Source organism: Dactylosporangium sp. NPDC005555 (assembly GCF_040605635.1).
Classification (GTDB): Bacteria; Actinomycetota; Actinomycetes; order Mycobacteriales; family Micromonosporaceae; genus Dactylosporangium.
In genome coordinates this window covers 259,629-273,129 of sequence record NZ_JBEXDG010000003.1, presented here as the reverse complement: position 1 = coordinate 273,129, position 13,501 = coordinate 259,629, and the positions used below count along the sequence as shown (strand labels likewise).

The 13,501-nt window shown below is 74.4% G+C and carries 13 protein-coding genes; 10 read left to right on the top strand and 3 right to left on the bottom strand.

Features of this window, described 5'->3' with window-relative positions; translation table 11 throughout:
• The first annotated feature begins 29 nt into the window (after positions 1-29).
• The 9 genes from ABZS58_RS05540 (at position 30) to ABZS58_RS05500 (ending at position 7,642) form a co-directional block, all read left to right on the top strand.
• Positions 30-1,001, top strand: coding sequence for a helix-turn-helix domain-containing protein (locus tag ABZS58_RS05540; protein WP_354777888.1), 972 nt, complete (start codon positions 30-32; stop codon positions 999-1,001).
• Positions 1,002-1,012: 11 nt separating this feature from the next.
• Positions 1,013-1,807 (top strand): ABC-2 family transporter protein, encoded by a 795-nt coding sequence (locus ABZS58_RS05535; RefSeq protein WP_354777886.1) that lies wholly within the window; start codon positions 1,013-1,015, stop codon positions 1,805-1,807.
• Complete coding sequence (locus tag ABZS58_RS05530; protein ID WP_354777884.1) at positions 1,800-2,582, top strand: ABC-2 family transporter protein; 783 nt, start codon at positions 1,800-1,802, stop codon at positions 2,580-2,582. The genes ABZS58_RS05535 and ABZS58_RS05530 overlap by 8 nt, the downstream gene beginning before the upstream one ends.
• The gene (locus ABZS58_RS05525; RefSeq protein WP_354777882.1) at positions 2,579-3,514 is read left to right on the top strand and encodes an ATP-binding cassette domain-containing protein; all 936 of its coding nucleotides are present in this window, start codon (positions 2,579-2,581) and stop codon (positions 3,512-3,514) included. The genes ABZS58_RS05530 and ABZS58_RS05525 overlap by 4 nt, the downstream gene beginning before the upstream one ends.
• Positions 3,511-4,140, top strand: a complete 630-nt coding sequence (locus tag ABZS58_RS05520; RefSeq protein ID WP_354777880.1) for a maleylpyruvate isomerase N-terminal domain-containing protein — start codon at positions 3,511-3,513, stop codon at positions 4,138-4,140. Before ABZS58_RS05525 ends, ABZS58_RS05520 begins: the two co-directional genes overlap by 4 nt.
• A 134-nt stretch (positions 4,141-4,274) precedes the next feature.
• The gene (locus ABZS58_RS05515) at positions 4,275-5,189 is read left to right on the top strand and encodes an ABC transporter ATP-binding protein (RefSeq protein ID WP_354777878.1); all 915 of its coding nucleotides are present in this window, start codon (positions 4,275-4,277) and stop codon (positions 5,187-5,189) included.
• Positions 5,186-5,929: an ABC transporter permease gene (locus tag ABZS58_RS05510; protein WP_354777876.1), complete on the top strand. Its 744-nt coding sequence runs from the start codon at positions 5,186-5,188 to the stop codon at positions 5,927-5,929. The genes ABZS58_RS05515 and ABZS58_RS05510 overlap by 4 nt, the downstream gene beginning before the upstream one ends.
• Positions 5,930-5,939: 10 nt before the next feature.
• Positions 5,940-7,040 (top strand): histidine kinase, encoded by a 1,101-nt coding sequence (locus tag ABZS58_RS05505; RefSeq protein WP_354777874.1) that lies wholly within the window; start codon positions 5,940-5,942, stop codon positions 7,038-7,040.
• Positions 7,037-7,642: a response regulator transcription factor gene (locus ABZS58_RS05500; protein WP_354777872.1), complete on the top strand. Its 606-nt coding sequence runs from the start codon at positions 7,037-7,039 to the stop codon at positions 7,640-7,642. Before ABZS58_RS05505 ends, ABZS58_RS05500 begins: the two co-directional genes overlap by 4 nt.
• Positions 7,643-7,719: 77 nt before the next feature.
• On the opposite strand, the gene ABZS58_RS05495 is transcribed toward ABZS58_RS05500, so the two are convergent.
• The 3 genes from ABZS58_RS05495 to ABZS58_RS05485 form a co-directional block, all read right to left on the bottom strand.
• Positions 7,720-8,808 carry a hypothetical protein gene (locus ABZS58_RS05495; protein ID WP_354777870.1) on the bottom strand — a complete coding sequence of 363 codons (1,089 nt, stop codon included), beginning with the start codon at positions 8,806-8,808 and terminating at the stop codon, positions 7,720-7,722.
• Between the two features lie 98 nt (positions 8,809-8,906).
• Entirely contained in the window at positions 8,907-9,530 is a 624-nt protein-coding gene (locus tag ABZS58_RS05490; protein ID WP_354777868.1) for a hypothetical protein, read from the bottom strand.
• A gap of 68 nt (positions 9,531-9,598) precedes the next feature.
• A complete protein-coding gene (locus tag ABZS58_RS05485; RefSeq protein ID WP_354777866.1) occupies positions 9,599-10,771 on the bottom strand; it encodes a S8/S53 family peptidase in 1,173 nt (390 codons plus the stop codon).
• A gap of 90 nt (positions 10,772-10,861) precedes the next feature.
• On the opposite strand from ABZS58_RS05485, the gene ABZS58_RS05480 reads away from it, so the two are divergent.
• Positions 10,862-13,486, top strand: coding sequence for a CHAT domain-containing tetratricopeptide repeat protein (locus ABZS58_RS05480; RefSeq protein ID WP_354777864.1), 2,625 nt, complete (start codon positions 10,862-10,864; stop codon positions 13,484-13,486).
• Positions 13,487-13,501: the final 15 nt, after the last annotated feature.

The window sequence follows — 13,501 nt, the reverse complement described above, 5'->3', positions numbered from 1 at the left end:
TGAATGCCACTGTGCACTAAGATACCGCCATGCTCGACGTGTCCGTCCTCGCCTATCCGGGCATGTCGGCGTTCGAGACCGGCATCGTCACCGAGGTGTTCGGCCTGCCCCGGCCGGAGTTCGACCGGCCCTGGTATCGCCTCGTGGTCTGCGCGCCCAGCGACGCGCCCGTGCCGATGATCGGCGGGGCGACGCTCAGCACCCCGTTCGGGCTCGCCGACTTCGCCGCCGCCGGCACCGTCATCGTCCCCGGCGTCGCCGACGTGCACCGCGACCCACCCGCCGCCGTCCTCGACGCGCTGCGGGCCGCCCACGCCCGCGGCGCCCGGATCCTGTCGATCTGCTCCGGGGCGTTCGCGCTCGCCGCCGCCGGGCTGCTCGACGGCCGCCGCGCCACGACCCACTGGCGCTATGCCGATCTCCTGCAGCGCCGTTTCCCGTCGGTGCGGGTGGATCCGGACGTCCTCTATCTCGCCGACGGCGACGTGTGGACCAGCGCCGGCAGCGCCGCCGGCCTCGACCTGTGCCTGCACGTCGTGCGCGCCGACCACGGCGCCGCGGTCGCCAACGCCGTCGCCCGCCGGCTCGTCGTGCAGCCGCACCGCGACGGCGGGCAGGCGCAGTACATCGAGACGCCGATGCCCGCGACGGGCTCCCTGCCGTCAGGCGACGACCGGATCTCCCGCAGCGTCGGCTGGGCCCTGGAGCATCTCGCGGAGCCGCTCAGCGTCGACGTGCTCGCCCGGCAGGCGCACATGTCGCCGCGCACCTATCTGCGGCACTTCACCAGGGTCACCGGCACCAGTCCCATCCGGTGGCTGATCCGCCAGCGCGTCCAGGCGAGCCTGGCCCTGCTGGAATCGACCGACACCCCGATCGAGCGGATCGCGGCGGCCGTCGGGTTCGACACGCCGGTCACCTACCGGCACCACTTCGCCGGCACGATGCGCACCTCGCCGTCGGCGTATCGGCAGGCGTTCCGCACCGGGAGTGTGCGGTAGTGTGACGCGCTGTGCGCCTCTGGTCGACGCTCGTCGGTATCGGTTTCCGGCGATGGTCGACCTACCGCCTCGCGGCGTTCGCCGGCGCGTTCACCAACTCCGTGTTCGGGCTGATCCGCGCCGGGGTCATCACCGCGACCGTCGCCGCCGCCGGTGGCACCCTCGGCGGCTATGACGCGCTCGACGGAGTCACCTACGTGTGGCTCGGGCAGGCGCTCATCGGGCCCGTCTTCTTCTTCGCCTGGACCGAGCTGGCGCAGCGGATCCGCACCGGCGACGTCGCCGTCGACCTGGCCCGCCCGGTCGACCCGATGCTCGCGCACCTCGCCGCCGACCTGGGCCGCGCCGCGTTCGTGTTCCTGCCCCGCGGGCTGCCGCCCCTGGCCGTCGGCGCGCTCGTGACAGGGATCGCCCTGCCCGGCGACCCGTCCGCCTACGTGCTGGGGCTGGTGAGCGTCGTCCTGGCGGTCGTGGTGTCGTTCGCGTGCCGGTGGATGGTCAACCTGAGCGCGTTCTGGCTGCTCGACCTGCGCGGCCCGATGACGCTGTACCTCCTGGTCACCAACATCCTGTGCGGCCTGGCCGTGCCGGTGCAGTGGTTCCCAGGGTGGCTGGCCGCGGTGGCCGCCGCGACCCCGTTCCCGTCGATGCTGCAGACCCCGATCGACGTGCTCACCGGCCGGACCGCCGGCTGGGACGCGGTCCGGCTCCTCGCCGTGCAGGCGCTGTGGGCCGCCGGGCTGCTCGTCGCCGGCCGCGTCGTCTTCGCCTTCGGCACCCGCAGACTGGTGATCCAGGGTGGCTAACCCCTACGTGGTCCTCGTCCAGCTGCGGATGCGGGCGCAGACGGTGTACCGCGCATCGTTCGCGATCGAGGTCGTGGCCAGCCTCGGCGCGACCGTCAGCGGCTTCGGCGAGATCTACGTCATCTTCGCCAGCATCCCGGCGCTCGGCGGCCTCGACTTCGCCGCCGCGGTGCTCGTCTTCGCGATCGGGCACGTGTCCTTCAGCCTCGCCGACCTCGTCGTCGGGCACCTCGACGCGCTGCCGACCTACCTGCGGGCCGGCACCCTCGACGCCTTCCTGCTGCGCCCCCTGCCGGTCCTCGCGCAGCTCGTCACGGCCGAGATCTCCTTGCGGCGCTTCGGTCGCACCGCCGCCGGCGCCGCCATCGCGGCCGTCGCCCTCACCCATGCCGCCGTGGCGTGGTCGCCGGCGAAGGCGGCGCTGCTCGCGGTCACCGTGGTGTCCGGCGCGGCCCTGTTCGCCGGGCTGTTCGTCGCCGCCGCGGCCGTCCAGTTCTGGCTGGTGGAGGGCACGGAGTTCACCGCCTCGTTCGTCTACGGCGGCAACTACGCCGCCCAGTTCCCGGCGAGCGTGTTCAGCACGCCCGCCCGGGTGCTGTTCACGTTCGTCGTGCCGGCGGCGTTCGTGGCGTACCTGCCGGTGCTGACATTGCTGGATCTGCCGGGCGCCGGGGTCCTCGGCTGGTGCTCGCCGGTCGCCGCCGCGGCGGTCTGGACGGTGGCGCTGCTCGGCTGGCGGGCGGGCCTGCGGCACTACACGGGAGCCGGATCATGAACATCATCGAGGCGTCCGACCTGCGCCGGGACTTCGGGGCGAAGACGGCCGTCGACGGGTTGACCCTCAGCGTGCCGCGGGGCGACGCCGTCGGCTACATCGGCGCGAACGGCGCAGGCAAGTCGACCACCATCAAGATGCTCACCGGCATCCTCAAACCCACGTCCGGCAAGGTCCTCACGTGCGGGCTGGAGCCGCTGCGGCACCGCCGGCAGCTCGCCCGCCGCATCGGGGTCGTCTTCGGCCAGCGCAGCCAGCTGTGGTGGGACCTGCCGTTGCGCGACTCGTTCCGGGCCCTCGGCGCGATCCACCGGCTCCCGTCCGCCGCGCTGTCCGCCCGGACCGGTGAACTCATCGACCGGCTCGACCTCGCCGAGTTCGTGGACACCCCGGTCCGGCAGCTGTCCCTCGGCCAGCGCATCCGCGGCGAGGTCGCCGCCGCCCTCCTGCACGGGCCGGAGCTGCTCATCCTCGACGAGCCCACGATCGGCCTCGACGTGCTCAGCAAGGAGCGGCTGCGGGTGTTCCTCACCGAGCAGCGCGCCCTGCACGGCACCAGCCTGCTGCTCGCCACCCACGACATGGGCGACGTGCGCCGCCTCACCGAACGCATCCTGGTCGTCGACCACGGGCGGCTCGCGTTCGACGGCACCCTCACGCAGCTCGTCGCGCAGGTCGGCGCCGAACGTATCGTCGTGCTGGACCTCACCGACCCGGCGCCGCCGCTGGCCGGCATCCCCGGCACCCGGCTCGTCGGCCTCGAAGCGGACGGGCTGCGCCAGCGGCTGTCCTTCGCCCCCGGCGAGACGACCGTCGCCGCTATCCTGTCCGCCGTGGCGTCCCTGCTGCACGACACCGGGGCGCAGGTGCACGATCTCACCATCGAGGAGCCCGACATCGAGGCCGTGGTCCGCAAGTTGTACGCGTCGTGACGACGCCTCAGGACGTCCTGCTCTCGGTGGCCCTGGCCCGCGAGACCCTCTCCGGCGTGCCCGACGACGGCTGGGACCGTCCCGCCGGCACGCTCACCTGGTCGTGCTGGGAGGTCGTCGAGCACGCCGCCGACGACCTCTTCGCCTACGCCGGCCAGATCGGCGTCCCCGACCCGCCTCTGGACGCCTACCTGCCGATCGCCTATCACGCCCTGTACGAGGGCGGCCCCGAGAGCACCGTGTTCGTCGGGCGCCCGGGCGGCACGCTCGGCCTGCTGCGCACCCTGTCCGGCTGCGCCGCGATGCTCGCGGGCGCCGTCGCGCTCGCCCCGCCGGAGCGCCGTGCCTACCACCCCTACGGCATCAGCGACGCCACCGGCTTCGCCGCCATGGGCGTCGTCGAGGTCCTCGTCCACACCTTCGACGCCGCCGCGGGCCTCTGCGTGCCGTGGACGCCGCCGGCCGATCTGTGCCGGCGCTCCCTCGACCGGCTCTTCCCCGGCATGCCGGAGCACCCCGACCCGTGGGAAACCCTCCTGTGGGCCACCGGCCGCCTCGCCCTGCCCGCCCACCCCACCCGCTCCGAATGGCGCTGGGACGGCCGCCCTCTCCCGGACCGCACCTGAAGCCGGCCTGACCCCCACCGGCTGAGCCGATCAGCGACGCTGAGCCCGCCGCCCCGACCGGCGGTACATTTGTCACCGCCGGTCCGGTACCGGCGAACCTGCCACCGGGAGACCAGCGGCCGTAGCTTCGTGGCATGAGCACGGTTGAGCTGGATCAGGTGTCGTACGCGTACAGCGGCGGCGGCCTCGCGGTGAGCGACGTGTCGCTGCGGATCGAGCCGGGTGAGATCGTCGCGATGCTCGGGCCGAACGGGGCGGGCAAGTCCACGACGCTGCTCCTGCTGCTCGGGATGCTGCCGCCGCGGACCGGCACGGCACGGCTGTTCGGCGGGCCGGTCGCCCGTGCGGTCGCCGACGGCCGGGTCGGCGCGATGCCGCAGGCCGGTGGCGTGCCGCCGCGCTCGACCGTGCGCGACCTGCTGGAGTTCCTGCACGCGGTGTACCCGCGCCCGATGCCCGTCAAGGAAGCCCTGGAGCTCGCGGACCTCGGCGGTGTCGCGGGGCGCACCGTGGAGCGGCTCTCCGGCGGGCAGCAGCAGCGGCTGCGCTTCGCGATGGCCGTCATCGGGCGGCCGGACCTGTTGATCCTCGACGAGCCGACGGCGGCGCTCGACGTGCAGTCCCGGCGCGCTTTCTGGGCCTCGATCCGCGGCTACGCCGCCCAGCGGCGCACCGTGCTGTTCTCCACCCACTACCTGGAGGAGGCCGACGGCAACGCGGACCGGATCGTCGTGCTCGACCGCGGCCGGGTGATCGCCGACGGCACCGCCGCGAGCGTGAAACGGATGGTCACCGTGCGCACCGTGAGCGTGACCGAACAGGAGGGCGGGTTCGAGCGGCTGCCGGGGGTCGTCGCCGTCGCGCGGCGGGACGGGCGGGTCGTGCTCACCACCACCGACTCCGACGCCACCGTGCTCGCCCTCGCCGGGGCGGGCCTGCTGCTCGACCTCGAGGTCGCCGGCGCGGGCCTGGAAGAGGCGTTCCTGACGCTGACCGCGAACGCGGGCGACCCGGACCGGGACCCGACCCTGACGCAGACGGGAGCATGACGATGGTCGCCTACATCAGGCTGGAGCTGCGGCGGCTGGGCAGGATGCCCGGGATGCTCATCTTCACCGTGCTGATGCCGCTGATGAGCTACCTGCTCTTCACCAACCTCGACGGGCTGACCGGCCAGAACAAGGACATCGCCGCGACCTACACGATGGTCGCCATGGCCGGTTACGGCGCGATCGGCGCCCTGCTCAACTACGCGTCCGGGGTCGTGATCGACCGGTCGATCGGCTGGATGCGGCAGCTGCGGCTGACCCCGCTGTCACCGGTGCGGGTCGTCGTCGGCAAGGGGCTCACCGCGATGGCCACGGCGATCGTCCCGGTCGTCGCCCTGTGCGCCGCCGCGGTGGCCGTCAACGGGGTCCGGCTCGACCTCGGGCAGTGGCTGGCGATCGTGCCGCTGCTGTGGTTCGGGTCGCTGCCGTTCGCGCTGCTCGGGCTCGGCATGGGGTATCTCGCGACGGCGCAGACCGTCCAGCCGCTGAATCTGCTCGTGTACCTGGGGATGTCGATCGTCGGCGGGCTGTGGCTGCCGCTGGACGCGCTGCCCGGCTGGGTGTCGGCGGTCGGCCGGTGGCTGCCGACCCACGCCTACGCCGACATGTCGTGGCAGGTGGCGTTCGGCGGGTCGCCGACCCTCACGGACGTGCTGACGCTTGCCGCGTGGCTGGTCGTGTTCACGGCCCTGGCCGTCGCCGGGTTCCGCCGGTCGGTCCGCAGCACCGCCGGGCTCTAAAGTGGATCGCATGCGCTGGAAGCCCTCGATCGGCGGGCTGCTCTGGATCGGGGTGTGGACGTTTCCGCTCCTGGAGCCGGCCGGCTCGGTCACCGCCACGAGCGGCGGCGTCGTCGCCGGCGCGGGCCTGGCGCTGTTCACGCTCGTCTACGTCGTCACCACCACGATGGCGTTCGACCACCGGCAGGACCTGGACCGGGTCACGAGCACCGGCTTCGCGGTCGTCGCGGCGCTCGGCGCCGGGCTCGCCGCGGCGTACGGCGAACGCTGGCTGGTGCTGATGCTGTTCGTCGCGGCGTGCGGGACCGCCGTCTACGCCGGCCGGGAGCGGCTCACCGTCGCGCTGGTCGTCCTCGGCTCGGTGCTGGTGACGCTGGTGCTGCTCGGGCTGCTGCACCACGCGGAGCCGGTCCGGCTGATCAGCACCCTCGTCAGCGCGGTGCTCGCGTCGGCGCTGGTCGGCGCGGTACGCCGGATGAGCCGGCTGATCCGTGAGCTGCAATGGGCGCAGGAGGCGCTCGCCACCGCCGCCGTCGCCGAGGAGCGGCTGCGCTTCTCCCGCGACCTGCACGACCTGCTCGGGCACACGCTGTCGGTGATCGTCGTCAAGGCGGAGGTGGTGCGCCGCATCGCGGAGCGGGACCCGGCCACGGCCGCCGCGCAGGCCGCCGACATCGAGGACATCGGCCGCCGCGCGCTCGTCGAGATCCGGGAGGCGGTCACCGGCTACCGGGAGAGCGGCCTCACCGTCGAGCTGACCCGGGCGAAGGGCGTACTGTCCAGCGCGGGGATCGCCGCGACGGTGCAGCGCACCGCGGACCCGCTCCCCGACGACGCCGACCGGCTCCTCGCCTGGGCGCTGCGGGAGGCGACGACGAACGTGGTCCGGCACAGCGGCGCGGAGCGCTGCGACATCGAGATCTCCACCGTGGACGGCGCCGCGGCGCTGCGCGTGGCCGACGACGGCGCGACCGCCGTGAAGCCCGGCGGCGGCGCGTTCGGCAACGGGCTGCGCGGGCTCACCGAACGGTTCGCGGCCGCCGGCGGCACCCTGGAGGCGGGCGCCCGCGTCGGCGGCGGCTTCACGCTGGTCGCGAGACTGCCGCTGTGATCAGGGTGCTGCTCGCCGAGGACCAGGGCATGATGCGCGGCGCCCTGGCGCTGCTGCTGGACCTGGAGCCGGACATCGAGGTCGTCGCGCAGGTCGCGACCGGCGACCGGATCGTGCCCGTCGCGGTCGAGGTCCGGCCCGACGTGGCGCTGCTGGACATCGAGATGCCCGGCGGCGACGGGATCACCGCGGCCGCGGAGCTGCGCCGCCGGCTGCCCGCATGCCGGGTGCTGATCCTCACGACGTTCGGGCGGCCCGGATACCTGCGCCGCGCGATGGAGGCGGGGGCGAGCGGCTTCCTGGTGAAGGACGGGCCGGTCGAGGAGCTCGCCGCGGCGGTCCGCCTGGTCCGCACCGGCGGCCGTGTCGTCGATCCGGCCCTCGCGGCGGCGGCGCTCGCGGCCGGGCCCGACCCGCTCACCGACCGGGAGCGCGACGTGCTGCGCGAGTCCGCGGGCGGCGCGACCGTCGCCGACGTGGCCGCGCGGCTGCACCTGTCGGAGAGCACGGTCCGCAACTACCTGTCGGCCGCGATCACGAAGACCGGCACCCGCAACCGCATCGAGGCGGTCGGCGTCGCGCAGGCGAACGGCTGGCTCTGAGCGCCCACGCCGCCGGGTGCGCGCTCTGCTACGATGGGTGCAACTCCGACAGATTATTTTTTCGGTTGTGCTAGTGTTCAGGAAGCAGTGCGGCGACACCACCTCGGGTCTGCGTCGGCCGCTCGGGTCGGCGACGGCCGGTGGTGTTGCCAGTGGCGCAGCATCGGGGCGGGGTCCCAGCCGAGTTCGCGGGAGCGGTAGGCGGCGTCCGCGCAGCGCGCCGTCCAGCTCTGCCCGGCCGTGTCCGCCTGCCGCAGCAGGTCGTCGCGGAGGTCCTGCAGGACGCGGATCGAGTGCTCGAACGCGGGCACCTCGCGCTCGCGGTCGTCCAGCTCGGCCATCCAGTCGACGTCGCGGCCGTCGCAGACGCTGCACGCGCACCCGAAGAGGCCGGGGTCCGGGTGGCGGCGGTGCGCCCTGGCGATGGCGCCGATCCGCCGGTACGACAGCGCCGGGCCGAACACCGCAGAGGGCGCGGCGGGCCGGAACCCTTTCGCCGGAGCGGCGCTCAGGGCCGGTCTCGGGGTCAGGTGGCGCAGGCCCGCGACGGTGCCGACCGCGGCGGCCGACGCGCCGTGGCACAGCGCGCCGAGCGCCGACACGTCGCAGCGCAGCAGCAGCGTCGGCACGCCGCAGCCGAGGACGGCCAGGAGCCCCTCCACGACGCCGGGCAGGGCGAAGGGGTCGCGTTGCGCCTCCAGGACCAGCGCGACCGGAGCGTTCGCCGAGCGGATGTGGCCGGTCAGGACGGTGCGGCGCAGCCGGTCCTGGAGCCAGACGGGGTGCAGGGGCAGGACGGCGATCGTGTCGGGCAGCACGGCGGCGCGGTGCAGGATGCCGGCGAGACCCGGTTCGTCGTCGCGGTCGACGTACCCGGAGTCGGTGAGCACCGGGATGCCCAGCTCACGCTGGCGGCGCAGCCATCGGGGGTTGAACGGCGCGCTCGCCGGCAGCCGTGCCTGCCCCGCGTAGCGGGCCGCGTCGAGCAGCAGCGGCGCCTCGAACCGGCGCCGGCGCAGCAGGTAGGCGGCGGTGGCGAGCAGGCCCGCCTCGTCGCGCTGGTGTGGCGAGACGACGAGACCCGCACCGGGGCGATCGGCGATCGGCGCGCAGCGCAGCGCCTGGTTGGCCGAGCAGTGCACCAGCAACGTGCCTTCGGTGATCATGGCATTCGTCGGTCCCGTCACTATTGGTACATCGATGGTAACCAATAGTGCGGTATTCACGAACATTCATGTTCGAACTGGTGTTCCAGCCGCGGGGTTCAGTCGCACGTGTACGTGAACGTCGCGGTGTCGGAGGCGGCGCTGGGCGCGGTGACCTTCAGCGTGGACGTGGAGGTGCCGGCGGCGCGCCGTACCTCGGCCTCCCACGAGTCCGTGTACGTCTTCGACTGCGGGGTCGCGCTGTGCTCCTTGCCGCCGTCGACGGTGTACCGCACCTGCACCTCGGGCGTGGAGACCGTGATCGTGACCGTGACCTTCACCCGGACGGACCGCGGGACGCGGGGGCAGGGGCCGGTCATGCCGGCCGGCTCGACGCTGATCGACGCCGTGGTGACCCGTGGCTTGTTCTGCGTCGGCGTGGGCGTCGGCGCCGCCTTCGCGGTGCTCGGGGCCGCGGTGCCCGGCGTCGCGCTCTCCCCGGGGGCCGGCTCCGCCGGCGAGACGGCCACGACCGGCTCCGCCGCCGCCGACCTCGCGTGTGGGCGGTCGGGCTCGGAGCCGCCGCTGAACAGGGCGAACGCGGCCAGGCCGGCGACGAGCACCAGGACCACCGCGCCGCCACCGACGAGCAGCAGCGTCTGGCGGGACCCCTCGGCGGCCGGCTCCGGGTCCTTCTCAGGGGTCAGCCATACGGGACGGCTGGGCTCCTCGGGTTCGATCACGCGCAACAGTGCACCACGGCGTGTCAACGCCCTGCGCTGACACGGCCGAACCCGAGGAGCCGGCGGTGTCAGTGCAGGGCGGGGTAGGCGCCGAGGGGGCTGCCCTGCGCCTCGGCGCGGACGGCGGCGGCCGCGGCGGCCACCGACCCGGCGGTCGCGACCCGGTCGACGATCGCGGCGACGACCTTCGGCGTGGCGAAGGACGTGCCGCTCCACGCCGCCCAGCCGCTGGTGAACAGCTCGTGGTTGATGTACGTGCTGACGATGTCCGCGCCGGGTGCCGCGACGCTCACCCACGGGCCGGTGTTGCTCCACTCGCAGATCCCGGTGCCGTCGTGCGCGGCGACGGCGAGGAGCCTGCCGGCCCAGTCCGCGCCGCCGGCGGTGAACGCGGCCGGCCAGAACGGCCGGTCGGCGATGCCGTTGTTGCCGGCGGCGGCGACCACGACCCGGTCCCCGCCGGACAGGAACGTCTCCAGCGCCGAGGACAGCGCCGCGGGCGGCAGGTCACCGATCGAGTAGCCGCCGAGGGACAGGTTGAGCACGTCGGTGTCGGTGAGGGCGGTGATCGCGGCGGCGAGGTCCGCCTCCGTGCACACGCCGAAGCTGTCCAGGACCTTCACGATGCGGACCTGCGCGCCGGTCGTGCCCTGCGCGACGACACCGGCGATGAAGTTGGCGTGGCCGACGTCGGAGTCGAGCATGCCGTCGGCGTCGGCGTCGGTGACGGTCTCATGGTTCTCCGGCGTCGCCGTGTAGCACCCCGCGGGCAGCGGGCTGTCGAGCCAGATTCCGGTGTCCATGACGACGACCCGCACCGGCGACGCGTTGTCGGCGGACGGTGCCAGCTTCGCCGGGAGGGCGTCGGCCGCCACCGGCGGGCCGAACGGGCCACCGTGCTCGTGCGGGGTCGACATGAAGACGTGGTTGGGGCCGACCACCGACCCCTTCGGCAGCTGGCCGCGCAGCCGGCGCACGGCGTCGGACACGTCGAGGCCCGACGTCTTCAGCCGGCGCAGACCGGTTGACGGCTCGTCCTCGGTGATCTCGCTGGTGCGGTGGCCGAGGCCGACCAGGGTGCGGTGGGCGACCGCGGTGCCCGCGTCCTGGACCAGGATCTCGTCGGCGACGAACCGCACGGTCCGGCCGCCGTGTGACTCGGTGCGCAACCACGGCAGTCCGGACAGGCGTGCGTCGCGGGTGTGCAGCCACCGTTCGAGACGATCTCGTGCAACGGACATGCTTGCTCCTCAGTCGGGAATTGCGTGCGCTCATCTTCAGGCTGACCGCTGACAAGAGACGCCGGCCGGGTGCCGTGATACACATCGGAGGTGTCCACCACCGCCGACGAGCTGGCGCAGCGGCTGTTGCCGATTGTGATGGCCGATCCGGTCAAGGCCAAGAAACGCGCCGACGCGGCGTTGCGCGACGCCCGGCGCGCCGGTGACCGCGCCGCCGAGGCGGTGGCGCTGCGGGCACTCGGCCTGGCCGCCCGGGCCAGGCACGACGCGGCGGACGCCGCCCGGCACCTGCGCGCGTCGATCGCCGTCGCCCGCCGGCACGGCCTGACGCAGTACGAGGCGGAGGCCCGGATGAGTCACGCGCTCATCCTCGACGACCTCGGCCGGCCGACGGCGGCCCTGCGCGAGATCGACCGTGCCCTGGCCGACCTGCGGGGGCAGCGGCGCGCGCGGGCCACGATGCAGCGCGCGCTGATCCTGCGCCGGCTCGGCTTCGACCAGGAGGCCATGGAGCTGTACCGGGACGCGCTGAAGGCCTTCCGGCGCTCCGGTGACGCGGTGTGGGAGGCCCGGACGCTGACGAACCGCGGGGTGCTGCACGGCTTCCGCGGCAACCTGCGCCTCGCCGAGGGCGACCTGCGGGCGGCGCAGACGCTGTACAACCGGCTCGGCATGCCGACGGCCGCGGCGCAGGTCGAGCACAACCTCGGCTTCGTGGCCGCGCAGGCCGGTGACGTGCCGACCGCGCTCGCCCGCTATGACCGGGCGCACGACCGGCTGTGGAAGACCGGGGTCGACGCCGTCAGCCTGCTCGACCGGGCCGACCTGTTGTTGTCGGTGCGGCTGCTGCCGGAGGCCGGGACCGCGATCCGTGCGGCGATCGCCGCCTGTACCGACGGACACCTCGACTCGGTGCTCGGCCAGGCGCACCTCATGATGGCCCGGCTGGCGCTGGTGACGGGCTCCTCCTCCTCTTCGGAGGCGCGGGGCGCCGCGGCGGCCGCGCGGAAGGTCTTCGCCCGGCAGCGACGCGCGGTGTGGACCGCCCGGGCCAGGGTCGCGGAGCTGGCGGCGGTGGTGGCGTCCGGGCGGGCGCACCGCGGCACCCTGCGCGACCTGCGGACCGCCGGGCGGACCCTCGTCGAGGCGGGCTGGCCGCAGCCCGGCTGGGAGGCGCTGCTGGACGCCGCGCAGCTCGCCGTCGACCTCGGCGAGCACGGCACCGCCGCCGACCTGCTCGACGAGGCCGCCGCCGCGGCGAAGCTCGGCCCGGCGCCGCTGCGGGTGCGCTGGTCACACGTCCGCGCCCGGCTCGAGCTCGCCCGCGGCGCGACCGCCGAGGCGGCCCGGGTCGCGACCGCCGGGCTGCGGATCGCCGACGAGTTCCGGGCCAGCCTCGGCGCGACCGAGCTGCGGGTCCGCGGCAGCGTCGAGGCGGCCGCGCTCGCCGGGCTCCGGCTGCGGCTCGCCCTCGACCACGGCGGCCCACGGGAGGCGCTCACCTGGGCGCAGCGGTGCCGGTCCGCGGCGCTGTCGCTGCCGCCGACCCACCCGTCCAGCGACCCGGTCGTCGCCCGGCACCTCAGCGAGCTGCGCCGCATCACCGGGGAGCTGGCCGCCGCGCCCGCCGGGCCGCAGCGTGCCGGGCGGCTCCTGCGCCGGCAGCGGTCCCTGGAGGCGGAGATCCGGCGCCGGTCGTGGCGGGTCCCGGGGGCTGGGCCGACCGCACGGACCGACGTGCCGTTCCCGTCGCTGGTCGCGGCGCTGGACGGGCGGGTGCTGCTGGAGCTCCTCGCGATCGACGGTGTGCTGCACGCGCTCGTGGTGTTCCCCACCGGCGGTCGCTACCGGGTCGCGCACCGGGTCGTGGGGCCCATCGCCCCCGTGGCGACGGAGCTCGAACACCTGCGGATCGCGCTCAGCGGGCAGATCCTCGGGCACGGCGGCACCAGCGGCGACCGGGTCGGCCGCGGCGCCGGGACCCTCGACCGGTTGCTGCTCGACCCGGTCGCCGACCTGATCGGCGACGGTCCGCTGGTGCTGGTGCCGACCGGCGCGCTGCATGCCATGCCGTGGACGATGCTGCCCCGGCTGGGGGGCCGGTCGCTGTCCGTCGCCCCGTCCGCGGCGATCTGGTGGCGGGTCGCGACCCAGCCGGCGGCCGAAGGTCCCACGGTCCTGGTCGGGGCGCCGTCCGCGGCGCAGGCGGCGGCCGAGGTCGAGCAGATCGCCGCCGACCAGCGGGTCGCGCCGACGGTGCTGGTGGGGGAGCGGGCCAGGGTGGCGCCGGCGCTCGCCGCGCTCGACGGCGCCGCGATCGGGCACATCGCCTCGCACGGCGAGTTCCGGGTGGACAACCCGCTGTTCTCGTTCCTGATGCTGGCCGACGGGCCGCTCACCGTCTACGACCTCTCGGCGCTGCGACGGCCGCCGGCGCTGCTCGTGCTGTCGGGGTGCGACACGGGGCTCACCGACGTGCACCCGGGCGACGAGCTGATGGGCCTCGTCTCGGCGCTGCTCAACATGGGCACCGCGACGGTGGTGGCGAGCACCGGGCCCGTCGACGACGACGCGACCCGGTTGCTGATGCGGGACCTGTACTTCCATCTCGGCGCCGGGCACGCGCCCGCCGCCGCGCTGGCGCTGGCGCAGTCCACCGCGGAGCCGGCGGTGCGCTTCAGTGCGGGCAGTTTCGTCTGCTTCGGCGCCGGCTGATCGTCCTTCAGGTTT

Coding starts and splice junctions, on each gene's coding strand:
- ABZS58_RS05525 (WP_354777882.1), top strand. CDS start 2,579: ATGAACATCATCGAGGCGTCCGACCTGCGCCGGGACTTCGGGGCGAAG.
- ABZS58_RS05540 (WP_354777888.1), top strand. CDS start 30: ATGCTCGACGTGTCCGTCCTCGCCTATCCGGGCATGTCGGCGTTCGAG.
- ABZS58_RS05485 (WP_354777866.1), bottom strand. CDS start 10,771: ATGTCCGTTGCACGAGATCGTCTCGAACGGTGGCTGCACACCCGCGAC.
- ABZS58_RS05510 (WP_354777876.1), top strand. CDS start 5,186: ATGACGATGGTCGCCTACATCAGGCTGGAGCTGCGGCGGCTGGGCAGG.
- ABZS58_RS05505 (WP_354777874.1), top strand. CDS start 5,940: ATGCGCTGGAAGCCCTCGATCGGCGGGCTGCTCTGGATCGGGGTGTGG.
- ABZS58_RS05495 (WP_354777870.1), bottom strand. CDS start 8,808: ATGATCACCGAAGGCACGTTGCTGGTGCACTGCTCGGCCAACCAGGCG.
- ABZS58_RS05515 (WP_354777878.1), top strand. CDS start 4,275: ATGAGCACGGTTGAGCTGGATCAGGTGTCGTACGCGTACAGCGGCGGC.